Source organism: Streptococcus loxodontisalivarius (assembly GCF_016908645.1).
Classification (GTDB): domain Bacteria; phylum Bacillota; class Bacilli; order Lactobacillales; family Streptococcaceae; genus Streptococcus; species Streptococcus loxodontisalivarius.
Genome location: NZ_JAFBEH010000022.1, coordinates 1 through 22,953, shown reverse-complemented (window position 1 = coordinate 22,953; position 22,953 = coordinate 1). Strand labels below are relative to the sequence as shown.

Here is a 22,953-nt window from a genome sequence, read left to right as displayed (position 1 = left end):
TTTTAACCCGCCTTTCTAATACGAGGATCTACAATGGAATAGAGAACATCTGATAAGAGATTTCCCAGGATTACCAAGGTTGATGAAATTAAGAGCACCGCCATGATGACTGGATAGTCCAGATCATTGGTTGCAGATGTCAGATAGGTTCCAATTCCAGGCCAGCCGAAGATATTTTCAGTGATAATAGCACCAGTAACAAACATAGGCAGCGCCTGACCCAAACGAGTCACAATTGGAATCCAGATATTTCTCAAAACATGTCTGAAAACAATCTCTGACTTGCTAGCATGATAGGCTCTCTGAACCGTCACATAATCTTCCTTAACCTGCTCAATCGCCGCTGCACGAATGTAGCGCAGCAATTCTGGAAAATAAGCAATAATCAAGGTTAAATAAGGAAGAATGATATGGCGAAGCAAGTCGGCCAAGCTACCCGACTGCCCTGTCGAATACATACCGACAATCGGAAGCAGATTGAGCTTGTAACCAAAGAGATAAATCAAAAGCATCCCAAACCAGAAGGTCGGTGTCCCCATCCCAATAGAAGCAATAGCATTGACCAGCTTATCAGGAAAACGATCCTTATTGGCTGCTGCCCAGAGTCCAAGAACACTAGCAAGTAAGAGAGAGCTAAAATAAGCTGGCACCACAATCATCAAGGTATTGGGCAACTTAACAGCCAAATCCTGAGAAATTAGACTCTGAGTTTTTAGAGAATGCCCGAAATCAAAGTGAAGAACATTGAGCAACCAATGACCATACTGAATTAGAAAGGGATCGTTGAGACCATTTTTTTCTCTCAGCAAGTCAATCTGCTCCTGAGTCATATTAGGTGTGGTCAAGGTATCTACCACATCAAAGGGTGCTAGCTGAATCAGACTAAACACGATAAATGAAATTATCAAAAGCAAGGGAATTGCCTGCAAGAGACGCTTGGCAATAAATTTCCACATAGAAAGCTCCTTTCAAGCCAGAAGGGTTATCATATAAAGAGAGTGTGGGACAAAAATCGGTAATTCCGAAGGAATTCGATTTTGTCGTCCCACCTCCGCACAGTTGAGTAGGGCTGTAAGAGTTGATTTATCAACGAATTAGAGCCCACTCAACCACTGCGTCTTGCACATCAGACTACAAAATTTAAGAGGCCAGGGACTTTTTGCCCAGCCTCCTTTTCCTGTGACTGGATAAAATCTAGTCAGCTAGTTTGACTTTTGACCAATCGCCGATTGTATAGATTGGATAAAGATTTGATGTTTCGATTCCTGTCACGCGTTTGTTGACTGCTAGAATACCGTTGTCAGATGAGATTGGGTAGATGACCGCTGTCTCAGCCAATTGCACTTGCAAATCTTTATAAACTGTCTTACGGTCTGTCTCATCAAGTGTTGTTGCTCCTTTAGTAAAGAGGGCATCAATTGATGAATCAGCTAGTTTAAAGTAGTTAGATGCTCCACCTGTTTGGAAGAGGCGTTTGTAAGTGTCTGGGTCATTACCCATGCTGTATGCACGAAGGAAGAGTGGGTACTTAGTTGTGCCTTCCGTTTTAAGCTCTGCTAGGATGGTATCGCCATCACCTGCTTGAAGGTTAACCGTGATGCCTACTTCTGCTAATTCTTCCTGAATGATAGCTGCTTCCTTAACGAAGGCATCATTTGAAGCGTCATAAGCCAGTGTAAAGCTCAAATTGCTTGCGCCAGCTTCTTTCAAAAGACTCTTAGCCTTGTCGATATTTTGAGCATAATCTGGAGTTGATTTGTCATAGAAGGCATTATCGCTTGGAAGGAAGCTTGTTGCTGTTTGGTAGAAATCTTTTGAAGTGAAGACACCTTGGTTGATCTGGTCACGATCGAGGGCATAGAAGATTGCCTGGCGAACACGACTATCTGTGATGACTTGTGAGTTGATACCCAAGTAGTTGATGCCACCAGCTGAGTAAGTTTCAGTTGTCACATCAGTGCCCTTGAAGTCATCCACATCAGTTGAATTGATACTTGCAAGATCAATCTCACCCTTTTGAAGAGCCACCTTGATAGTGTCAGAGTTTTCAATGATTTTCACATTGATACTATCGATAGCAGGTTTGCCACCATAGTAGTTTTCATTGGCTTTAAATGTAAGGCTGTCGCCTGAAACAAATTTTTCAAGAACATAAGGACCAGTACCGACTGTTGGGAAGACGCCTAGGTCATTTACTGAAAAATCTGACGTGTCTTTGTAGACATGTTCTGGCAGAATGTAGGTTTCGTTGGTAATATTATTGACTGCTGCTGCGCTGGCGCTAGGCAAATCAAATTCGACAGTATAGTCGTCAACCTTCTTAGCAGTCATTGGAGCATCACCAATCCAGAGACTTTCATACTTACCATTTTCCTTCTTAGCTTTTTGCGTGTAAGTAAAGACCACATCGTCTGCATTGAATTGCTCACCATCAGACCATTTGACATCATCACGAAGTTTAACAGTGATTGACTTACCGTCTTCAGACTGTTTAATATCTGTTGCCAACTCATAGGTTACACTACCATCATTATTTGTTCTAGCTAGTGGTGAATAAACCATGTTGACTGTTTTCAAGCCCCAAAGGTCATTGGAGTTGATGGGGTTGATGGAAACTGGATTGGAACCAAAGGCATAGTTAAGACTAGATGACTGACTTGATTCCGTTGATTGACTTGAACTTGATTTGGACAAGCCCAACCAGGCTCCAACTGCTAGAACTAAGGCAACAATGACGGCAATAATACCGTAGATTTTTTTCCGACTCGCTTTTCTTTTCATAATCCGAACCTCTCAAATTTTTTAATCTCAGAAGTTATCTACCTAACTTCCTTTCCTGATATGTCCCTATCTTACCATGCCAAAAGCATTCTGGATAATCTGGATTTTTTATAGCTTGCCATAAATTTTTCTTATAGCGACAGGCTTTATAGGATTTTTTGATGGCCAGCCATAAGTTTTGCTTATATGCTTATAGTTTTTTTCTATCAGATAGACACTTCTCCTCTTTTTTTCATTTTGTTATAATAAAACAAAGTTAGAAAGAAGACTATTTTAGAAAGAGGACCATCTATGAACTTCCAACAATGTCGTTATGTTGAAACAATTGCCACCACTGGCTCCTTCAGCGAGGCTGCTAAGACACTTTTTGTGACGCAACCCAATCTCTCAGCCTCGATTCGAGACTTAGAGGCGGAACTAGGCGTGCAGCTCTTCACTCGCTCCAATACAGGTGCCAAACTGACTGACGATGGTCACGATTTTCTCAAATATGCTAAGCGTATCTTGGGTGAACTTGATCTCCTTGAAGAGCGTTACCGCAAGCGTTTTAAAAAGAGCTTCACCATCGCTTCCCACCACTACGACTTTCTTTCTCTTCCTATGGCAAAAATTGCAGAGCAGTATCAGGAAGACTACCAAGAATTTCAAATTATCGAAACAACGACCAAACGTATTTTAGAAAGCGTTGCTTCTTTCGAAAGCGATTTAGGAATTATCTATCTGGATGAAGACAATAGACATATTTTGGAGCGCAGCATCAAGGATCAAGAGCTAGATTTCACACCGCTAGGAGACTTTCAGACCAAGATCTTTCTAGGTCGTAAGCACCCGCTTGCCCAAGAAAAAAGTCTCAAGAGTGCCGATCTAGAAGGCTATCCGCAGGTTCGATTCCGTCAGGACAAGTCAGGAATCAACTTTGATGAGGATCCTTTGGATGTCTTGGAAAATCAACGAGTGCTCTATGCCAATGACCGTGGCACCGTTATGAATCTGCTCTGTGCTAGTGATGCCTATGCTTCTGGTCTGGGTATCGTCAACAGCTTTATCAAGGATCAGATTGTCCTCATCCCCTTGATTGATAGTCCAATTCATACACTAGGAATTGTCAGCAATAAAAAACAAAAACAAGCAGCCATCGCAAGCTCCTTCATCCAAGAAATCAAGGACAGCCTGATTGACCACCAAGAAAAGATATAAGAAAAAGCTTAGCCTTTAGTCCAAAAACTAAAAGGTAAGCTTTTTCTTATTTTTTACGTGATTTAAGGGCAGCAATAATAGTTGGAAGCAAGGTCATAAAGACAATTCCTAGAATAATTGCTGAGAAATGTGATTTTACAAATGGAATATTTCCGAAGAGATAGCCTGCTCCAGTCGCAATCAATGACCATGACAAGGCAGCGATGAAGGCACGTTGGATAAAGACTTTAGGTGGCAACTGGCTGATACCAGCAACAAAAGGTACAAAGGTACGGATGATAGGAACATAACGCCCAAGAATGATTGCTGATGAACCCTTCTTCTCAAAATACTCTTCAGCATCCTTAATATTTTGTTCCTTAATGAAACGTCCAAACCATTTGCTCTTAATCAATTTATAACCAGCTGTTCGTCCGATAAAGAAATTACAAGTATCTCCGACAAAGGCTCCAATAAAGAAGAGAACCATGAAGAGAATGACATTGAAGTTCATGTTGGGATTAGCACCCAAGGCACCTGCAGCAAAAAGAAGGCTATCGCCAGGTAAGAAAGGCAAAATAACAGCTGCCGTTTCGACAAAGATAACGAGGAATAAAAGTAGATAAGTCCAGCCACCCACAGCATTAGCCATGGCATAGATATGCTCATCGATGTGAAGAATAAAGTCTATAATAAACACCAGAGGTCTCCTTAATTATTTTCTCCATTTTACCATAAGATGAGGCAAAGTCCAACCAGTAACCATCACTCAGACCAAGTACAGCTCTGTTAAGTCATCACTTCCAATCAAGGCCTCTAATTGACCAATGAGAATGACCAACCAAGTAAAGGCAAGGATAAAGGCTGACATTTCAAAGGCAGTCAAGGACAGATAGCCAATGCCCTGATAGAGAATTTCAAGCACAATCAGCACCAAACCAATCCCATAAGAAGTCACCAGAAAATCTCGACTAACCTTTGGCACCAACCACCTCACACCAATTATCAAAGCGATAATGATATAAACCAGATAACCAGCCACATCTGTGTGAATCTGATGGTAGGCAGCATCATTTGGAAAGTAGCCGACGGCTCCTAGGTCAATAGCTAGCGCTGACAATAAAATCCTAAGAATCAGTAAGCGTCTTGACCTGCCCAGCCTTTCTACCAAGGCTGAGAAAAGATAGTCAACCAAGACAAAAAGGATGAGAGCTGCTAGCATAAGCGTCAGGTTAAACTGCCAGGAAGCGTAGGCTTGTTGTGTTCCTAGAAAACTCAGATTGACCTGCCACCACTGACGACTACTATTAGTTGCCATCGCGATAACAACACCGCTTATGATAATGACGGTAAAAAGCGACGTCAACCAGCTAGCTCTCAGCGACTCTGCAACTCTCGCCATGCCGATTGAAATGGCAAATGAAAATACCGTTACAATAATAATAGCAGTAAAAATATCAAAGGAAGCCCCATTGAAAAGCAAGCCCATCAGCCAGAAGAAACCTGTCAAGACAAGAGCCAAAACAACGGCGAAGGCAAGACTTATGGGTAAGAGTACCCGCCAAAAAAGTTTATTAGGTAAGCCGTCTAGAAAGAGCTTACGATTACGATAGAAACTAACTAGAAAGGTCAGGACTCCTACCAAACCAGCAACCACAATGGTATAGGTCGCAATCGAGTTGGTCCCAGTAAGCGCAGCTTGAGTCAATTTCAAAGCTGACTGATAGCCCCAAAATCCTACACCAACTAAGATATTTAAGACCCACCAATGCCAGCCTTCAAGTCTCAATCCGCTTGCCTCAGCATTACCATTGATAATCAACTGATTATTATGAAGCCTCGCTTCAACAGTCTGACCTTTCTCTAAATTCAAGGCTTGACTGACTTCCTCTGGAAGCTCAATCAAGACAGTCTTTTCTTTCATGATTCTCCTTTTCATCAGAGAGACTGGTACAGTCACAAACTGTCCAGTCTCTCTTTTATTTTTTGATCATATAGCTAGGTTCAGACCTATTTGAGGTCTGAAGTACAAACTATTTTTCTTTTTTCGTTGAGTAATTGACCCCTAGAACATCGATTGCAAAGAGTAAGGTTGGCACACCAACCAAGAGTCCCCATACTCCAAAGAAATGCTCTGAAACATAAAGTGTCACGAAGGTCAAAAAGATTGGTAGCTCAGTCTTATTAGACATGAGTTTAGGATTGAGGAAGTAGGATTCTAAAGCGTGGATAACGATTAATAGAACCAAAACATAGATCACATCTTGAAGTCCACCTGCATAGTAGGCGATAAATGATAGGGGCACAGCTGAAATGATGACACCTGCCACCGGAATCAAACTCAAAATGAAAATCATCAAGGCAAGACTAAGCAACTGATTGATTCCCATCAGATAGAGCCCAAAGGTCGTTAGACTCGTATTGATGACCGCAATCAGCAGTTGCGTCTCCAAAACGAGACCAAAATTTCTTGTAAAAATCCCACCAAAATAGTAGATATCCTCAAAGAGCCAGGCATTAGGTCCTTGCAAAAAGCGCTTAAAGAAGGCATAGAGATGATCTTTCTCCAGAGTAAAGAAGAAACTCAATAGCAAAGACATTGCCAAGGTCATCCCCATACTGCTCACTGTTGAAATTGACTTAAAAAGCCACTGAACACCATTGCTGACCTGAGTCTGGATATCACTCTGACTGATGTATTGCGACACGTAGTTCAGGATAACACTGGTATCCTCAGATGGATTTTTGTAAAAGCGCAGCACAGAGTCAACAATGGATTCTGACTGACTGGCTAGCTGTGGCACATAGATGGTCACTGCCAGATAGATTCCAAAAATCAAGAAAGCATAGACCAATAGGACAATAAGCGAAGTCGGTACATTGACTCTCTTCTGAATCAGTTCTACTATTCTCAAAACCAAAAATGTAAAAATAAAGGTCAGCAGCATAAGACTAATCATACTGCTTGCAAAATAAAGCAGAGCAATTAAGCCGGCTAAGACAAAAGCACGTCTCAGACGAACATTAGCTAGAAACCGTTGCCAAAGTGACTGATTTTCCAAAAGAACCTCCTAAATAATGACTGTAATGGTGAAAATATCGTCCTTGAAGGAGGCTGAAATACGTCCTTTGAAGATACGAACAATACTCTGAGCAGTCGAAAGTCCAATGCCATAACCCTTACGCTTGCTATTGTGGGACTCATCCTCACGATAGAAACGCTCAAAGAAACGACTGTAATCCACCGTAGCTCCTTCTGCATAGGTGTTTGAAATTGTCAAACGTGCACGCTTACGTGTTCGCCCAACAGATTTCAAGCGAACAGAAACATGTCCACCCTCATCGCAGTATTTATTGGCATTGTCAACCAAAAGCGTTACCAACTCAAAGAGTGATTTTTCCTCCGCCTTGACATGAATACCTGGATCGATATCCATAGAAAAGGTCTTACCGCCACGGATAACTGGACCCTTAAAGTCCTCAGCCGCATCTTCAGCAATATAAGAAAAATCAAGGTCTGTCAAGACAATATCAGGCTGCTCTTCCAATCGAGACAGGGCAACCAAACCATTGATGAGTCCAGTCAAGCGGGTCACCTGATCAGCGGTACTCTTAGTCCACTCTGACTCACCATTCATCAGCTCCACCAACTCATTATTTGCTGAAATAATAGCCAGTGGTGTCTTCAATTCATGACCAGCATTGGTAATGAAGCGGCGCTGCTTTTGATAGTTACGAATGAAAGGCTCGATAACGCGCTTAGACATAGCAGAGATCATCAAGACAAAAACAATCATGCAGAGCACAGCAATTTGAATGGCAACCCAAGTCAATTCAAAGGCATCAGAATAGTAGGTTGTCGAATCAAAGACCACAATCAAGGTTGAACTCTTGCTCTTTTTAACCTGGTAAGAATAGTAGGTATCATCTTCATGAATGGTCCCCGAAGTCTGCCCCTTACTATAAATCCGCTTAGCAAAATCAGAAATCTCGTCGTCCGTTAGACTAGCAAAGCTCTGACTGTTTGTACTTGTAATGTCTCCATCACTATCCATAGTTACTGAAAAATAACGGTAGGTGTAAATAGTCTCCTCAGTCACACTCGTACTAATAGATTTACTAGCTTCTGAGACCGTCAGCATATTACCGCCATTTTCAACCAGGGCTGTCAAAATGCTATCAATATTATTTCGAGCCTGAATATTGCGAACAGCGGTGATAACCCCGACTGTTGTCCCAAGTACCACAAAGACTGACAGGGCAGCAATCAGGACAAACCGTATTCTCAGACTACGAAAGAGTTTTGTGTTTTCAGAAGTTGACTTGGTTAATTTTTTGATGTCCTCTTCAACTTTTTCATCAATCTTCTTTCTGGATTTGAACCAAGGTAAAATCGCCATCTTCTTCTCCTTCTATGGTCAGATCAGCTTGAATAGCTTGCAATTTCTGACGCAGATAAGACACATAGATATAGACCAAACGTTCATCACTGTCTTCATCACCTGCCCAGACATGTTTGTAAATATCAGCGGTGCTGAGTTGCTTACCTTTATTAAGCATAAAGAAACTCATCAACTTGGTTTCCTTACCAGCCAGACGAATGCTATTATTTGCGGACAATTCTTGTTCTGACACATTCAATTTGACCTTGCCGTGCTCAAGGAGATTTTGTGTGAAGGCTACTTCTACACGTCTTTCTAGCGAACGTAGGCGCGCCAGCAATTCCTTAAGAGAAATAGGCTTAGTCAAATAATCATCTGCACCAGCATCAAGACCATTAACGCGATCATCAATCTCAGCCATGGCAGTCAACATGATAACATGGGTCTGGTCACCAGTAGCACGAATCTCACGAAGGGCTTCTAAACCAGTCTTGATGGGCATCATGATGTCCATAATCATGACATCGTAAGCATTCTTGGCTGCCAAATCAACGGCTTCCTGACCATTGTAGGCAGTATCAACTTCATAACCCTGATGGCTAATGGCTGCCTTATAAACATTAGACAGCTGCAACTCATCTTCTGCAAGTAAAATTCTCATACTTTAGTCCTCACTAGATTCTTGGATTAGATTACGAATGGTCTGCATGGTCAAATCACAGGACGCTAATTCATCAGCGCAGCGCTTAAGCTCCTTGGTAATCATCTCTGGATTTTTAATATCATGCTTATACTTCATCTGATGCTCCAAACTGGCCCAAGAATCCTGAGCAATGGTGCGGAGCTGCACCTCGATAAAGTATTTACCTCTGGCATTTCCCTCAACATCAGGATAATCCGTCTCCATCTCCAAGATCAGGTGGTAAGAGCGATAACCGTTGGGCTTAGCATTGAAAATATAATCTTTTTCATTGTAAATGCTGACGCCAGGAATACCTCTGATAATCTCCACAGTCTTATAAATATCATCCACAAAACCGCAGACAATACGGATTCCAATACTATCACGAATAGATTTGAGGGCAGAGTGTGCCGTCACTGGAAGATCTTTTCGCTGGCACTTCTCAGCCATAGAATCAGCCGCCTTAACTCGTGAAATAAAATGTTCGTAGAGCTTAAAACCTGTCTCTTCCTTGACCTGCTTATTTGCCTCGATGATATGATCTGTCACTTCCTGCAAAATAAGAGGAAGATACTGACCGTAGTCTCCGTAGATTGACTCTGACATAGTTATATTTTCTGAAAACCAAAGGGATTTTCAGCCTTTCCATACATTTCTATAATCTCTATCATTATACCAAAATCAAATAGTCTTTTCAGTAGCTAGTCTCTCTTTTCGAAAAAGAAAAAAGCCTCTTTCGAGGCTAAATTCATTTCCTATGCCACTTCTTCAGTGAACTGACTGTTGTAAAGATCTGCATAGAAACCATTTTGACTCATGAGATCCTCATGGTTACCCTGCTCGATGATGTTACCATCTTTCATAACAAGGATGAGGTCCGCATTTTTAATAGTTGACAGACGGTGGGCGATAACGAATGAGGTACGCCCTTCCATCAATTTGTCCATAGCTTCTTGAATCAAGATTTCAGTACGTGTATCGACTGATGAGGTTGCTTCATCCAAAATCAATAGCGGAGCTTCTTTCAAGAGAGCACGAGCGATGGTCAAAAGTTGTTTTTGACCGACAGACAAGGTGACAGAGTCATCCAAATAAGTATCGTATCCTTTTGGAAGCGTTGTGATAAAGTGGTGAACACCAACAGCCTTGGCAGCCGCAATAACTTGTTCATCCGTAATTTGCTCTTGATTGTAAATCAAGTTTTCCTTGATTGTACCTTCGAAAAGCCAAGTATCTTGAAGAACCATTGAGAACTGGTCGTGTACTTCATCACGAGTCATATCTTTGATATCAACACCATCGATAGCAATTTTACCACTATTGATTTCGTAGAATTTCATCAAGAGGTTAACAATTGTTGTCTTACCAGCACCAGTTGGTCCAACGATGGCAACTTTTTGACCAGGTTTAGCCTGAGCCGTAAAGTCATGGATAATGGTCTTATCAGGATTGTAACCAAAGAAGACATCTTGGAAATCAACTTGACCTTTAGGATCTTGCAATTGTTTAGTCTTAGCAGACTCATCAAGCATCTCTTCTTCAGCAAGGAATTCGAAGACACGTCCCATAGCCGCATTGGCTGATTGCATTTGGGTAATAGCTTGCGCTAATTGTGACAAGGGTTGTGAGAAGATACGAACATAAGTCATGAAGGCAACGATTGTCCCCATAGTGATTTTACCGTCAACTGCCATCTGAGCACCGACAACGATAACCATAACATAGGCAAAGTTACCCATGAATTGCATCATTGGCATCATGATACCTGAGAAGAATTGTGACTTCCACATGCTTGAGTGGAGATTGTCATTCAAGACTTTGAATTCAGCCTTAGCCTTATCAATGTCATTGTATGAAGTTACGACATTGTGACCTGAATAGATCTCTTCAGCAAAACCAGTAACTGCTGAAAGGTTGTTTTGTTGTTTCTTAAAGAGTGGTTGTGATGAAGCCATGATAATCATGGTCAAGAGGAAACCACCAAAAACTGTTCCCAAGGCAACAAAGGCAAGAGTGACATTTGAACGGAACATCATAAAGATTGAACCAATCAAAAGAACAACTGATGAGAAGATAGTTGACAAACCTTGGTTAAGAGCTTGACCAGCCGTATCGACGTCGTTGGTCACACGAGAAAGTGTGTCCCCTTGTGAGTGACTGTCAAAGTAGCCAAGTGGCAAACGAGCAATCTTTTGCGTGATATCAGATCTCAAACGTTGTGAAAAACGTTGAATGAAAGTCGCAAAGATAAAGGTTTGACTGTATGAAAAGAGGGATCCGATAGCGTAGAGAACTGCCAAGGTTGATGCGATGCTAACAACGCCATCAATATCGATATTTCCTTGAAGTCCAGCAGTAATTTTATCAGTGATTTCTGACAGTTTATCAGGACCGATTACCGTGATAACACTTGATACAACAGCTGCAAGCAAGGCAAATAAAAGGGCGAATCGGAAACCTTTTGTATACGGTAGCATTTGTTTAAATGCTGATGGTTTTTTCTCTTTTTGGACCTTAGCCATTTGCTAGTTCCTCCTTAGAAAGTTGTGAGTAGGCGATTTCTTGGTAAACAGAGTTGTTTGCCAAAAGTTCTTTGTGGGTACCTTGTCCAACGACCTTACCTTCATCAAGAACCAAGATTTGGTCAGCATCCATGATGGTTGAGATACGTTGAGCAACGATAAGTTTAGTCATATCTTTAGTTTGCTCAGCTAGGTCAGCACGCAATTTACGGTCTGTCTTATAGTCAAGCGCTGAGAATGAATCGTCAAAGATGATAATTTCTGGTTTACGAGCAAGAGCACGCGCGATAGCCAAACGTTGTTTTTGACCACCTGAGAAGTTGCTACCACCTTGAGCAACACGTGCATCCAATTTTTCATCCTTAATTTCGATGAATGAGCGTGATTGTGCCAATTGCAGAGCATCCCACATAGCTTCATCTGAAAGCGGACTTTGTGGGCTGACACCAAAGTCAAGGTTTGATTTGACATCTCCACTAAAGAGCACAGCTTTTTGCGGAATATAGCCAACCTTATTATTAAGGTCATCACGACTATAATCACGGACATCTACACCGTCAACAAGGACATGACCACCCGTCGCATCGTAGAAACGAGGGATAAGGCTGATCAGAGTAGATTTACCAGAACCAGTTGATCCGATAAAGGCGACGGTATCACCCTTCTTAGCCGTAAAGCTGACATGTTCGATAACATCTGCTGAATTTTTATTGTAACGGAAGGACACATCTTGGAATTCAACTTGACCAACAAGATCAGTTGATTTGCTTGTTTTCTCTTTGAAGAGAACAGATGAATCAAGGTCAAGCACTTCATTGATACGACGAGCTGAAACGATTGAACGTGGCATAACGATAAAGACGATAGTCATCATCATGAAACCAAAAACAACCTGCATAGCGTATGATGAGAACGTAATCATGTCTGAGTAAAGTGTGACACGATCGCTAAGTGCAGATGGGATTTGGGCAACATTGGTTGGAATTTTAACTGCATCAATCAAGTAAGCACCAATCCAGTAGATTGAAAGCGTCAAACCTGATGATACCAAGGTCATGACAGGATTGAGAAGACCCATGATACGGTTAACAAAGAGGTTAAGACCCGTTACATCCGTATTAGCTTTTTCAAATTTTTCTTCTTCATAACCTTCAGCATTGTAAGCACGAACAACACGAAGACCAGTCAAGTTTTCACGAGTCAAACCGTTCAACTTATCGGTAAGTTGTTGAATTTTGGTTTGTTTTGGAAAGGCAAGAACTAGAAGAGTTGTCAAGAGCACAGCAACCACACCTACAGCTACTACTGTCGCAGTCATCCAGTCCCCAGATTTACCAGCAATCTTAGTCAAAGCCCAGACTGCCATGATAGGTCCCTTAGTAATAACTTGAAGCCCCATCGTAATCATATTTTGGATTTGGGTCAAGTCATTGGTCGTACGGGTAATCAATGAAGGAATTGAAAATTTCTTAATCTCTGTTTGTGAGTAATCCATAACAGAATCAAAGATTTGACCACGAATACGAGTTGTGAATCCAGCTGCTAGACGGGCAGCAATAAAACCAACTGTAACTGACGTAGCCAAACTTGCCAAGGCAAGATAAATCATCTTCATCCCCGGCTTCATAATGTCTGCAACAGTAGTCCCTTTAGTACTTAAGAGGGTAACCATATCTGAGATATAGCTTGGCAATTCCAAGTCCAACCAGACACCAAAGGCAACCAGGCAGACTGAAATCAGAATCATCAACCATTCAAAGCCATTAAGGCGTTTAAAAAGTTTAATCATTAGTTTCTCCTTTATAATGAGCAATATTTTCAGCTAGCTGAGCTCCAACTCGTCTAATAACTTCAAGATCATCACGAGAAATACTCTTAAAAAGTGATTCCTGAAGTCGTCGATGAAAATTAGTAAGAGGCTCAGCCTTATCATAACCTTTAGGGGTCAATGAGATAATCTTCTTACGCTTATCTTTAGTTGAGGGATTAACAGTTATAAAACCATTTTTCTCCATCCGCTTAACCAGATTACTTGTAACTGATTTAGAAATATTCAAAAAGTGTTCGATGTCTTTTACATAGATTTCTTGATCAGGATGCTTAATAAGATAGAGCAAGGTACGACCTTGCGGACCAGACAAGTGCTCAATACCACTATCCTTGGCAATTTCATCAGCAATCTGCTCGATTTGATTAATAAGATTGCGCGTCGCTGCAATTGGATTTTCCATATGACCTCCTTAATTTGTTATCACGAGAACCATTATAGTTTCTATGAGAACTAAAGTCAAGAAAAAAGTTCTCAAGGAAACCATTTTTTGAAAATATTTTCTGAAAACAGAACGAACATTTACAAAAAGAAAAAGAATTGACATGAAGTCAACTCTAAAAATGTGAATTATTCAGTCTCTGAATGACGTTTTCCTCTGGAAACTGCATCTCCTTCAGTCGTCACTTGAAGATTGTTCAAATTCGTTCTTGGTGGCATTTTGGCAGTGCTATACCAATAAACATCTGATTCCCCACCACCTGTGATATATACTGTTCGATTAGGATCAAATGGTAGATCACCTGAGCCAGTTTGACTAGATGTTCCACTATTTGACGATGCTGCTTTAGGTTGACCAACTGCTGTCGCATAAAGTTTTACACCTTCAGCATTCCAGGCACCTGCAAGAGTATTATACTCATTAGCATCAGTAGTTAATAAGTGCGTCTTGATACCTGCGTGATAGAGTCGGTAAACTGGAACTGAACCACCAGAATAAAAACTCATTGCATCACGTGTCCAGGCACCGCTACTCGTCAAAACAGCAACTTCATTGCTATCTGTTGTGTACAAATGTTTATGTGTGATTTTACTATAAAGTCGAGTTACAGGACTACCACCATCCGGTGCATACCAAGCTGTCCCTTCCTGACTCCAACCACGAGACGCTAAGACATTATATTCATTTGCATCAGCTGTAAAAAGATGTTCTTTTAAAGTTGGATTATAGAGACGATAAATTGATGAATCAGCCTGAGCTTTCCCTGAAAAAGCAAGTAATAGGAAAAAACTTGCCAAAAAAATTGAGATAAATTTCTTTTTCATAAACAACCTCCTAAAATTTTCACAATAATTATAAAGCGTTTTCAAAAAATTGTCAATACCTCTGATACATAAAAGAAAAAAGCCGACCCAAGTCGACTTTCATTTCTTATTTTTTCCCTTGTTTGTAGAATTCTTTCAAAGCATCTTGCCATGTTGGAATGACAAAGCCAGTAGCTTTCGCTTTTTCAAGGCTCATTGTTGAGTTAAGAGGACGTTTTGCTTTTGCTGGGAATGATGATGAGTCAACTGGTGCTACTTCAACATCTGTATCTTTCAAGATTTCCACTGCAAAATCATACCAAGTTGTGTCTTCTGAAGCGTCATTTGACAAGTGGTAGTAACCAAATTCTTTTTGGTTTTCTGCCAAGTAAGTCATAAATTCAGCCAAGGTACGTGTCCAAGTTGGACGACCGTGTTGGTCATTAACAACTGTCAAGCGTGGGTGTTTCTCAGCAAGAGCTTGCATAGTGAAGACAAAGTTCTTACCATAGTTACCAAATACCCAAGCTGTACGGATGATGTAGAATTTGTCAGCATATTTTTCAACTGCTTCTTCACCCAAACGTTTTGTACGACCGTACTCTGTTTTAGGATCCGGTGTATCCGTTTCAAGCCACTCTTGACCGACTGGTTTTTCACCATCAAAAACATAGTCTGTTGAAATGTAAACAAGTGTTGCACCGTATTTGGCAGCAGCTTTGGCAACATTTTCAGTACCAGTCACGTTGATGGCATAGTTGAGTTCTTTACCCTCATCTTCTGCAGCATCAACTGCTGTGTAGGCTGCACAGTGGTAAACCAAGCTAGGTTTCACTTCTGCAAAAACTTCATCAACTTTTGCTGCGTCAGTGATATCCATTTCCGCAACGTCAACAGCTACATAGTCTTCATTTCGTTCGTCAAGCAAATAGCGGAGCTCTGTACCCAATTGTCCATTTGCACCAGTAACTAAAATCATGTTTGTCTCCTTCTTTTTAAGTTCAAGCCTTAAATGTAATACATATCTATTTTAACGCAAATTGTTAAAATTTTCATCCTTTTTCTTTAATCAGGTAAACAGGGCGTTTCTTGGTTTCCAAGAAAATCTTGGCAATATACTTCCCGATAATCCCCAGCGCCAACAATTGCAAACCGCCGATAAAGAGAATGATAGTCACCGTACTTGCCCAACCTGCAATACTGCCTCCGATGGTTAATTTACGGATTACCACAAATGCAATCCCCAAGAGAGATAGCACAAAGGCACCTGCACCAGACCACATGGCGAGATTGAGCGGAGCCTCTGAAAAGTTGATAAAACCATCCATTGAATAACGGAGCAGGCTCCAGAATGACCACGAAGTCTCACCTGCAACACGTTCACGATTTTCATAGGCGACATAAGCCACATCAAAACCAACCCAAGAGAAGAGTCCTTTTGAAAAACGATTGACCTCTTTCAGTTCTAAAATACTATCAACGACTTGACGTGTCATCAGGCGGAAGTCTCGTGCCCCATCCACCATCTCTGTTGAGGAGATTTTATTGATTAACCAGTAGAAAGTCTTAGCAAAAAGAGAGCGAATGAAAGGCTCTCCCTTACGGTCAGCACGACGTGTACCGACAACATCATATCCCTCTTCAATCTTAGCAAACATCTCAATCAAGAGTTCAGGGGGATCTTGCAAATCAGCATCCATAACTGTAATCAAATCACCATCTGCAGCTTCAAGTCCTGCTAAAAGCCCTGCTTCTTTCCCAAAATTTCGTGAAAAAGAGAGATAGTGAACATTCTCAAATTGGCCAGCAACTTGACGTAAAACTTCCAATGTTTTGTCTTTAGAGCCGTCATTAACAAAGATATAGTCAAAAATGAGTTGATCAGCCATCTGAGCTTCAACCTTTTGCGTTGCTTCCAAGAAGGGGTGTATTGTTAACTCTTCATTGTAACATGGTACAACAATCGATAATTTTTTCATACAAGCCTCTTTCTTTTTATTATCTTTTCAATTATAGCCTATTTTACAATATTTTTCTATCAAAAAGCTAGATAACAATGCCTTCCAGATGATCCAACTCATGCTGACAAATCTGCGCTTGAAAGCCTGTCAGGAGCATGGTCTGCTTCTTCCAATGAATATCATAAAAGGAAACCTCTAATCTCTGATACCTCACTGTTTTGCGACTTCCAGTCAAGGAAAGACAAGATTCTTCAGCATCAAATGGCAGAGCTTTATTGATAACAACAGGGTTAAACATAACTAGATTTCCTAGACCCATATTGATAATAATCACACGTTTTTTGATACCAATCATATTGGCTGCCATACCGACACAGGCTTCTTTATTAGCTTCAAGAGTATCCTGCAAATCCTGCGCTAAGTAGAGATCATCCTTGGTCGCCTCTTGCGATGTCTGTGCTAAAAAGAATGTGTCCTTACAAATTGGTTTAATCATATTTTCTCCTCTAAGTCACTGTTTTTATATCATCTAAAATACGATATCATATGTCCTTCTTGTAACGTCTTCATTCCAAAAGACTGATAAAAATAATTATCAACCTTATCTTCTAAATCCGTATTTACTTGAAACATACGTACATGATTGTACTTATCCCAGATTTTCCTGAATAAGCTTGTTCCCAACCCCTGTCTTTGATATTTTTTAGCAATAATCAAGTCTTGAACCAATAAAATATGTTCTCCGTCACCGACACAACGAATAAAACCGATTAAACTAGCATCCTCAAAAGCACCTAAAATATCAAGACTGTTATCAAAAGAGCGTCTTAACTTATCATCATCACCCAAATAACTTGTCCAACCCATCTCACTATAAATTTCTTTAACTCTATCTAACTGTTCTGAACCAAATTCTTGAAATGTCAACATAAGTTACCTCCTTTTTCATTATACCAAAAAAGAACCCAGTTTCCTGAGTTCTTTCTGATTATCTTTATCGAAAGCTTTTCAACAAAAGTAGATCTGTTTAATCTTAAACGATACCTTGTGCTGACATAGCTTCTGCAACTTTAAGGAATCCAGCGATGTTGGCACCAACAACAAGGTTACCTTCTTGACCGAATTCTTTAGCTGCTGCTGCAGAGTTTTCGTAGATACCTTTCATGATATCGTAAAGTTTTGAGTCAACTTCTTCGAATGTCCATGAAGTACGTCCGCTGTTTTGTGCCATTTCAAGTGCTGAAACCGCAACACCACCAGCGTTTGCAGCTTTGGCAGGACCGAATGAAACGCCTGCGTTAAGGAATACGTCGATAGCTTCAAGAGTTGAAGGCATGTTAGCACCTTCAGAAACTGCGATAACACCGTTAGCAACAAGAGTTTTAGCTTGTTCTTCGTTCAATTCGTTTTGAGTTGCACATGGGAAAGCAAGGTCTGCTTTGATATCCCAGATTGAACCTTCACCAGCAGCTGTAAATGTAGCGTTTGGACGAGCGTTAGCGTATTCTACGATACGAGCACGTTTAACTTCTTTAAGGTCTTTAAGGAGTTCAACATCGATACCATCTGGATCGTAAACGAAACCTGATGAATCTGAACATGCAACTGCTTTAGCACCTAGTGCGTGAAGTTTTTCGATAGCGTAGATAGCAACGTTACCTGAACCTGAAACAACAGCAACTTTACCGTTGAAGTCTTCACCACGAGCTTTAAGCATTTGTTCTGCAAAGTAAACAGCACCATAACCAGTTGCTTCTGTACGAGCAAGTGATCCACCCCATGTCAAACCTTTACCAGTAAGGACACCAGTGTATTCGTTACGAAGACGTTTGTAGTAACCGTAAAGGTAACCAATTTCACGTCCACCAACACCGATATCACCAGCAGGAACGTCAGTGTCAGCACCGATGTGTTTGCTAAGTTCAGTCATGAAGCTTTGGCAGAAACGCATGATTTCGTTGTCTGATTTACCTTTAGGATCGAAGTTTGATCCACCTTTACCACCACCGATTGGTTGACCAGTCAATGAGTTTTTAAAGATTTGTTCAAAACCAAGGAATTTAATGATTGATTGGTTTACTGATGGGTGGAAACGAAGACCACCTTTGTAAGGTCCGATTGCTGATGAGAATTGTACACGGAAACCACGGTTTACTTGTACTTGTCCTTTATCGTCAACCCATGGCACACGGAATGAAACGATACGTTCTGGTTCTACCAAACGTTCAAGTAGATTTTCTTCGATGTATTTTGGATATTTGTCAAATACTGGAACAAGTGATGCAAATACTTCTTCAACGGCTTGAAGGAATTCTGCCTCGTGTCCGTTTTGAGCTTTAACTTTTTCAAATACGCTATCTACGTACTGTTTACCTGTTGTCATAATTAAGTCCTCCGACAATTTGATTTGACGTAATTTTTATTACATGGAATAGTATAAATTTTCTGAATATTTTTGTCAAGGATTTTGTGAAAACTTTTTTTCAGAACTTTCAAGTAAATGTTAGATTTTATAACATAGAATGTTGTCATATAGTTTAAAACCATTATCAATTAAGACTTGGTTACGCTTTCCTATATGTCTTATTTTCTAATAGAAGAATAAAATATTTTTTAGTTTTTAAAATAGTATTTTTACTATTTCTCTTTACAAATGCAAAAAGCTGTGCTATTATCAATTTAGTAAATTTACTATTTCTAAAAAGAAAGAGGTCTTTCTTATGAAAAGACGACAATTAAACGGCAAAAAAATCGGTATCGTTTTCGGTACCTTTGCCCCAATGCATATTGGTCACGTTGATCTTATTACCAAGGCAAAGCGTCAAACAGATCAGGTTTTGGTAGTTGTGAGCGGCAGCAATGATGATCGAGACCGTGGAGCACGCGCAGGGCTTTCTCTCAATCGCCGCTTCCGCTACGTTCGAGAAGTCTTCTATGATGACGACCTTGTTCTCGTAGATAAACTCGATGAGGAAGGTATGCCATCTTATCCTGACGGTTGGCAACCTTGGATGGAAGCTCTTCAAAATCTGATTGCCAAAAATATAGAAGAGTATGATCAGCTGACTTTCTTTGTTGGTGAAAAGGAGTATGTCAGCCGTATCAAGGACTTTCTACCACATGCTCAGGTTGAGCTAGTGCAACGTTCTACTATTAATATCTCTGCAACTGAAATTCGAGAAAATCCTCTATACAATTGGCGCTTTATTACCAAACCATTTCGCCGACACTTCACACGCAAGGTTTTGGTTGTCGGATCAGCTAGTGGAGGTAAGACGACGATGGTTAAGGATCTAGCCAGAACTTATAACGCTCCTTCTTCACTAGAGTATGCTCGTGAATACCAGGAAAAATACAATGTCCGTGATGATGAATTGGATACAAATGACTACATTCATTTGCTGACAGACCAGTATGCTCAGACTGCTGAAATGATTGATAAAGGTCAACACCAGGGATTAGTTTTCGCTGATACCAACTCAACTGTAACCAAGGTTTATATCGATTACTACCTCAAAGAAAGTATCAGTCAGGAAGAGTTTGACATGCTGGATCGCCTTTATCAGGTGACACAGGCTCGTGAAAAATGGGATTTGATTTTCGTTATTTTACCAAAATCAGACTATGTTGACGATGGTTTTAGAGATATGACAATGGCTGACGCTCAAACCCGAGATTGGTTTACCCAACACCTACTAAAATTACTTGAACCTTTTAAAGATAAAATCGTTATTTTAGGTGAAAACAGTAGTCCAGAGAATTTCTTCTCAGATAACTATCACCAAGCTAAAAAAGAAATCAAAAATCGCTTACACATTGATATTTAAGGAGACATCTTATGTTTACAAATTGGAAAAGAAAGTGGCAAGAAACCTTCTATAATACAAGAGAAGGCTACCAATATATGACCTTGAAAGCTAAGGAATTGGGCTTTAAGGAAGTAACACGATTGATTTTTAAAGACCTCTTTGCCAATCGTAGTGTCTTTGAATGGTGCTATCTCATCATCCTCTCAAGTATTCCAATCATCCTTGAGCTGACACTTGATGCCAAGCAGCATGACTGGTTAGGACTTGTGGCTAGCTGGACAGGTATTGTCTGCGTTATTTTTGTGAACGAAGGACGTGTTTCCAACTACTTCTTCGGTCTCACAAACTCTCTTATCTACCTCTATCTTGCACTAGGCAGTGGATTTTACGGAGAGGTTTTCACCACTCTCTACTTCACCGTCATGCAGCCTATCGGTCTCTTTCTTTGGCTCAATGCTAGCCGCTTCAAAAAAGAAGAGCAAAGCTTTGTCGTTCGTTCGCTTAGCTTCACCGGCTGGATAAAAAATATCCTGCTAACGCTCTTCACTTGGCTTTTCATGGGATTTGCTTATCAATCAATTGGGTCAAATCGTCCTTTCCGTGATAGTATCACTGACGGTACCAATGTTACAGGGCAATTATTGATGACTGGCTACTACTGGGAACAATGGCTCTTCTGGATTGCTACGAATCTCTTTTCAATCTACCTCTGGTGGGGGACAAGTATTCACATGCAAGGCATGTACTGGGTTTACTTGATAAATTCATGCTATGGATGGTATACTTGGAGTAAGGAAGCCAAAAAAGCGGCTCTCTAATTCTGTAAGGAGGTAAACCATGTCTAGAGACTTTGAGTCAACTGGTAGTGAAGAGGAATTTCTAAAAATCTATAAAGAAGTAGATAGTCAAAAATATCCTCGTCCATCAGTAACAGTGGATAGTGTGATTTTCAGATATTGCAGTGGACAAGTCCAGCTTCTATTGATCAAGCGAAAAAACCACCCTTTTCAGGGGAAATATGCCCTAAGTGGAGGTTTCGTTGATGAGCAAGAAGACTTGGATCAGGCTGTCATGCGTGAGGTCTTTGAAGAAACCCATGTACAGTTAGACAAAAAGCAAATCGAGCAACTCCTGACAATAGGTACACCTCATCGTGACCCACGCGCTTGGACTATCAGCGTTGCCTACCTCTGCTACCTTCATTATGAAGATGGGCAAAAAGTCGAGGCTGGCGATGATGCCGCATCAACTCACTGGATCAGCCTAAAAAATACAGACGGTCAAATCGAACTTTGGGACGGTGAGTCACAAATCAGTCAGGAAGATCTTGCTTTTGACCACTGGCAAATCATTGAAACAGCAGTCACTCGTATTCGAGGCCGTTTGGAATACTATCCAACTATCCTTCAAATCATGCCAGAAGAAGAAACCTTATCAGCTTTTCGACTACTCTTTGCCAGCTTTAATCCTGACTATGCCAAGATGGACTCGACTAACTTTTTGAGACGCTTCAAACACATCTTTGAAAAAACAGGTCGTAAGAAAGCAACACGGACCAAGAAAGCTGCAACTTACACCTATACAATTAAAACGATTTAAGACGATTGGGGAATGCCGACTTTGACATTCCCTTTTATTTTCGATAAAATAAGCTTAATTTTGAATAAAAAAGGAGTTTTTTCATGAAATGGTTCCCTCTTACCGCAGGTGCAATTGTGACTCTTGTCGGTATCTATCTCTTTGTCAACCCAGCAGTTGTTACTGCTACCATTGCTTGGCTCTTTGCTCTGGTTATGTTTGTATCAGGTATCTCAACGCTGATCGCTTACTTTAGCGGCGAACGTGGTCATCTTCTACAGCTCATTCAAGCAGTGATTTCAATTATTTTTGGTTTTATCTTACTATCAAGTAGTACTTGGGCTCTATCAAATGTTGCTGTCACTATCCTTGCATACTGGCTTTTAATCTCAGCAATCGTTCAGTTTAGCCATGCCTATCGCCTTCGCCAAACTGGTTTTTCTGGAAATAGTCAGCTAAGTACAGCCCTAGTGGCACTTGTTTTTGCCCTTCTCCTCTTCTCAGCACCCTTCTTCTCTGCTGCAGTGATCGGACGTTTCGTGGCAGTTCTTGTTATCATCTCAGGGATTTCAACCCTTTCATTTTTCTTTAGAATCTAATTGCAGAGCAAAAGAGAGTGGGACAAAAATCGGTAATTCCAAAGGAATTCGATTTTGTCAGCAATTCTTTATTTTTGGTTACTGACCTGAAACAGTCTATCCCCAGACTGTTTTTGACACTTACTTCGTAAGCTTTATCTCCCACTTGAAAAAGTCCACTGGACTTTTTCAACCCACCTCCGCATAGCTAAAAAGGTTTGGGGAACCTTTTTAGGTTACAGATAAAATCAAGCGAAGCTTGATATCAAAGTAGGGCTGTAAGAGTTGATTTATTGACGCTCAAACAGTCCACAGTACTGTTTGAGGTGGGAAATAGAGAAAGCGGAGCTTTCATCCTCTCCACTCAGCAGTGGTTCATTGGTGCTAAAGCACCTAATGAACTGTGCAGGG

Annotated in this window: 22 protein-coding genes; 5 read left to right on the top strand and 17 right to left on the bottom strand. The window is 40.7% G+C overall.

What is annotated here, in order from left to right:
• Positions 1-2: 2 nt before the first annotated feature.
• Together JOC28_RS06005 and JOC28_RS06000 are read right to left on the bottom strand one after the other, a co-directional pair.
• Positions 3-956, bottom strand: coding sequence for an ABC transporter permease (locus tag JOC28_RS06005; RefSeq protein ID WP_205009742.1), 954 nt, complete (start codon positions 954-956; stop codon positions 3-5).
• A gap of 238 nt (positions 957-1,194) precedes the next feature.
• Positions 1,195-2,781: an ABC transporter substrate-binding protein gene (locus JOC28_RS06000; protein WP_205009741.1), complete on the bottom strand. Its 1,587-nt coding sequence runs from the start codon at positions 2,779-2,781 to the stop codon at positions 1,195-1,197.
• Between the two features lie 291 nt (positions 2,782-3,072).
• Here JOC28_RS06000 and JOC28_RS05995 point away from each other — a divergent pair, with 291 nt between their 5' ends.
• The gene (locus JOC28_RS05995) at positions 3,073-3,978 is read left to right on the top strand and encodes a LysR family transcriptional regulator (protein ID WP_205009740.1); all 906 of its coding nucleotides are present in this window, start codon (positions 3,073-3,075) and stop codon (positions 3,976-3,978) included.
• 46 nt (positions 3,979-4,024) lie between these two features.
• Here the strand turns inward: JOC28_RS05995 and JOC28_RS05990 are convergent, their stop codons facing one another.
• The 15 genes from JOC28_RS05990 to gdhA form a co-directional block, all read right to left on the bottom strand.
• Entirely contained in the window at positions 4,025-4,657 is a 633-nt protein-coding gene (locus JOC28_RS05990; RefSeq protein WP_205009739.1) for a VTT domain-containing protein, read from the bottom strand.
• A gap of 69 nt (positions 4,658-4,726) precedes the next feature.
• The gene (locus tag JOC28_RS05985; RefSeq protein WP_205009738.1) at positions 4,727-5,881 is read right to left on the bottom strand and encodes a permease; all 1,155 of its coding nucleotides are present in this window, start codon (positions 5,879-5,881) and stop codon (positions 4,727-4,729) included.
• Positions 5,882-5,990: 109 nt separating this feature from the next.
• The gene (locus JOC28_RS05980) at positions 5,991-7,019 is read right to left on the bottom strand and encodes an AI-2E family transporter (RefSeq protein ID WP_239548891.1); all 1,029 of its coding nucleotides are present in this window, start codon (positions 7,017-7,019) and stop codon (positions 5,991-5,993) included.
• A 9-nt stretch (positions 7,020-7,028) separates the two neighbouring features.
• Positions 7,029-8,357: a sensor histidine kinase gene (locus JOC28_RS05975; RefSeq protein ID WP_205009737.1), complete on the bottom strand. Its 1,329-nt coding sequence runs from the start codon at positions 8,355-8,357 to the stop codon at positions 7,029-7,031.
• Positions 8,317-9,000, bottom strand: coding sequence for a response regulator transcription factor (locus tag JOC28_RS05970; RefSeq protein ID WP_205009736.1), 684 nt, complete (start codon positions 8,998-9,000; stop codon positions 8,317-8,319). The genes JOC28_RS05975 and JOC28_RS05970 overlap by 41 nt, the downstream gene beginning before the upstream one ends.
• A 3-nt stretch (positions 9,001-9,003) precedes the next feature.
• Entirely contained in the window at positions 9,004-9,627 is a 624-nt protein-coding gene (locus JOC28_RS05965; protein WP_205009735.1) for a GTP pyrophosphokinase, read from the bottom strand.
• 149 nt (positions 9,628-9,776) lie between these two features.
• On the bottom strand, positions 9,777-11,543 hold the full coding sequence (locus JOC28_RS05960; protein WP_205009734.1) for an ABC transporter ATP-binding protein: 1,767 nt from the start codon (positions 11,541-11,543) through the stop codon (positions 9,777-9,779).
• The gene (locus JOC28_RS05955; protein ID WP_205009733.1) at positions 11,536-13,332 is read right to left on the bottom strand and encodes an ABC transporter ATP-binding protein; all 1,797 of its coding nucleotides are present in this window, start codon (positions 13,330-13,332) and stop codon (positions 11,536-11,538) included. The genes JOC28_RS05960 and JOC28_RS05955 overlap by 8 nt, the downstream gene beginning before the upstream one ends.
• Positions 13,325-13,774, bottom strand: a complete 450-nt coding sequence (locus JOC28_RS05950; RefSeq protein WP_205009732.1) for a MarR family winged helix-turn-helix transcriptional regulator — start codon at positions 13,772-13,774, stop codon at positions 13,325-13,327. The genes JOC28_RS05955 and JOC28_RS05950 overlap by 8 nt, the downstream gene beginning before the upstream one ends.
• A 167-nt stretch (positions 13,775-13,941) precedes the next feature.
• On the bottom strand, positions 13,942-14,637 hold the full coding sequence (locus JOC28_RS05945; RefSeq protein ID WP_205009731.1) for a hypothetical protein: 696 nt from the start codon (positions 14,635-14,637) through the stop codon (positions 13,942-13,944).
• A gap of 106 nt (positions 14,638-14,743) precedes the next feature.
• Positions 14,744-15,595 (bottom strand): dTDP-4-dehydrorhamnose reductase, encoded by an 852-nt coding sequence (rfbD, locus tag JOC28_RS05940; RefSeq protein ID WP_205009730.1) that lies wholly within the window; start codon positions 15,593-15,595, stop codon positions 14,744-14,746.
• A gap of 73 nt (positions 15,596-15,668) precedes the next feature.
• On the bottom strand, positions 15,669-16,595 hold the full coding sequence (locus JOC28_RS05935; RefSeq protein WP_205009729.1) for a glycosyltransferase family 2 protein: 927 nt from the start codon (positions 16,593-16,595) through the stop codon (positions 15,669-15,671).
• Between the two features lie 67 nt (positions 16,596-16,662).
• Positions 16,663-17,073: a peptide deformylase gene (locus JOC28_RS05930; protein ID WP_205009728.1), complete on the bottom strand. Its 411-nt coding sequence runs from the start codon at positions 17,071-17,073 to the stop codon at positions 16,663-16,665.
• Positions 17,074-17,102: 29 nt separating this feature from the next.
• Positions 17,103-17,507: a GNAT family N-acetyltransferase gene (locus JOC28_RS05925; protein WP_239548890.1), complete on the bottom strand. Its 405-nt coding sequence runs from the start codon at positions 17,505-17,507 to the stop codon at positions 17,103-17,105.
• A 103-nt stretch (positions 17,508-17,610) separates the two neighbouring features.
• A complete protein-coding gene (gene gdhA / locus JOC28_RS05920; RefSeq protein ID WP_205009727.1) occupies positions 17,611-18,960 on the bottom strand; it encodes an NADP-specific glutamate dehydrogenase in 1,350 nt (449 codons plus the stop codon).
• A 337-nt stretch (positions 18,961-19,297) separates the two neighbouring features.
• Here gdhA and JOC28_RS05915 point away from each other — a divergent pair, with 337 nt between their 5' ends.
• The 4 genes from JOC28_RS05915 to JOC28_RS05900 all read left to right on the top strand — a co-directional run bounded on the left by JOC28_RS05915 (position 19,298) and on the right by JOC28_RS05900 (position 22,563).
• Positions 19,298-20,404, top strand: coding sequence for an AAA family ATPase (locus JOC28_RS05915; protein ID WP_205009726.1), 1,107 nt, complete (start codon positions 19,298-19,300; stop codon positions 20,402-20,404).
• An 11-nt stretch (positions 20,405-20,415) separates the two neighbouring features.
• Positions 20,416-21,204, top strand: coding sequence for a nicotinamide riboside transporter PnuC (gene pnuC, locus JOC28_RS05910; RefSeq protein WP_205009725.1), 789 nt, complete (start codon positions 20,416-20,418; stop codon positions 21,202-21,204).
• 19 nt (positions 21,205-21,223) lie between these two features.
• A complete protein-coding gene (locus JOC28_RS05905; protein WP_205009724.1) occupies positions 21,224-21,985 on the top strand; it encodes an NUDIX domain-containing protein in 762 nt (253 codons plus the stop codon).
• 83 nt (positions 21,986-22,068) lie between these two features.
• Positions 22,069-22,563, top strand: coding sequence for a DUF308 domain-containing protein (locus JOC28_RS05900; protein ID WP_205009723.1), 495 nt, complete (start codon positions 22,069-22,071; stop codon positions 22,561-22,563).
• Positions 22,564-22,953: the final 390 nt, after the last annotated feature.

Coding starts and splice junctions, on each gene's coding strand:
- JOC28_RS05915 (WP_205009726.1), top strand. CDS start 19,298: ATGAAAAGACGACAATTAAACGGCAAAAAAATCGGTATCGTTTTCGGT.
- gdhA (WP_205009727.1), bottom strand. CDS start 18,960: ATGACAACAGGTAAACAGTACGTAGATAGCGTATTTGAAAAAGTTAAA.
- JOC28_RS05905 (WP_205009724.1), top strand. CDS start 21,224: ATGTCTAGAGACTTTGAGTCAACTGGTAGTGAAGAGGAATTTCTAAAA.
- JOC28_RS05955 (WP_205009733.1), bottom strand. CDS start 13,332: ATGATTAAACTTTTTAAACGCCTTAATGGCTTTGAATGGTTGATGATT.
- JOC28_RS05930 (WP_205009728.1), bottom strand. CDS start 17,073: ATGATTAAACCAATTTGTAAGGACACATTCTTTTTAGCACAGACATCG.
- JOC28_RS05925 (WP_239548890.1), bottom strand. CDS start 17,507: ATGTTGACATTTCAAGAATTTGGTTCAGAACAGTTAGATAGAGTTAAA.
- JOC28_RS06005 (WP_205009742.1), bottom strand. CDS start 956: ATGTGGAAATTTATTGCCAAGCGTCTCTTGCAGGCAATTCCCTTGCTT.
- JOC28_RS05950 (WP_205009732.1), bottom strand. CDS start 13,774: ATGGAAAATCCAATTGCAGCGACGCGCAATCTTATTAATCAAATCGAG.
- JOC28_RS05960 (WP_205009734.1), bottom strand. CDS start 11,543: ATGGCTAAGGTCCAAAAAGAGAAAAAACCATCAGCATTTAAACAAATG.
- JOC28_RS05985 (WP_205009738.1), bottom strand. CDS start 5,881: ATGAAAGAAAAGACTGTCTTGATTGAGCTTCCAGAGGAAGTCAGTCAA.
- JOC28_RS05900 (WP_205009723.1), top strand. CDS start 22,069: ATGAAATGGTTCCCTCTTACCGCAGGTGCAATTGTGACTCTTGTCGGT.
- JOC28_RS05995 (WP_205009740.1), top strand. CDS start 3,073: ATGAACTTCCAACAATGTCGTTATGTTGAAACAATTGCCACCACTGGC.
- JOC28_RS05965 (WP_205009735.1), bottom strand. CDS start 9,627: ATGTCAGAGTCAATCTACGGAGACTACGGTCAGTATCTTCCTCTTATT.
- JOC28_RS05945 (WP_205009731.1), bottom strand. CDS start 14,637: ATGAAAAAGAAATTTATCTCAATTTTTTTGGCAAGTTTTTTCCTATTA.
- JOC28_RS05935 (WP_205009729.1), bottom strand. CDS start 16,595: ATGAAAAAATTATCGATTGTTGTACCATGTTACAATGAAGAGTTAACA.
- JOC28_RS05975 (WP_205009737.1), bottom strand. CDS start 8,357: ATGGCGATTTTACCTTGGTTCAAATCCAGAAAGAAGATTGATGAAAAA.
- rfbD (WP_205009730.1), bottom strand. CDS start 15,595: ATGATTTTAGTTACTGGTGCAAATGGACAATTGGGTACAGAGCTCCGC.
- JOC28_RS05970 (WP_205009736.1), bottom strand. CDS start 9,000: ATGAGAATTTTACTTGCAGAAGATGAGTTGCAGCTGTCTAATGTTTAT.
- pnuC (WP_205009725.1), top strand. CDS start 20,416: ATGTTTACAAATTGGAAAAGAAAGTGGCAAGAAACCTTCTATAATACA.
- JOC28_RS06000 (WP_205009741.1), bottom strand. CDS start 2,781: ATGAAAAGAAAAGCGAGTCGGAAAAAAATCTACGGTATTATTGCCGTC.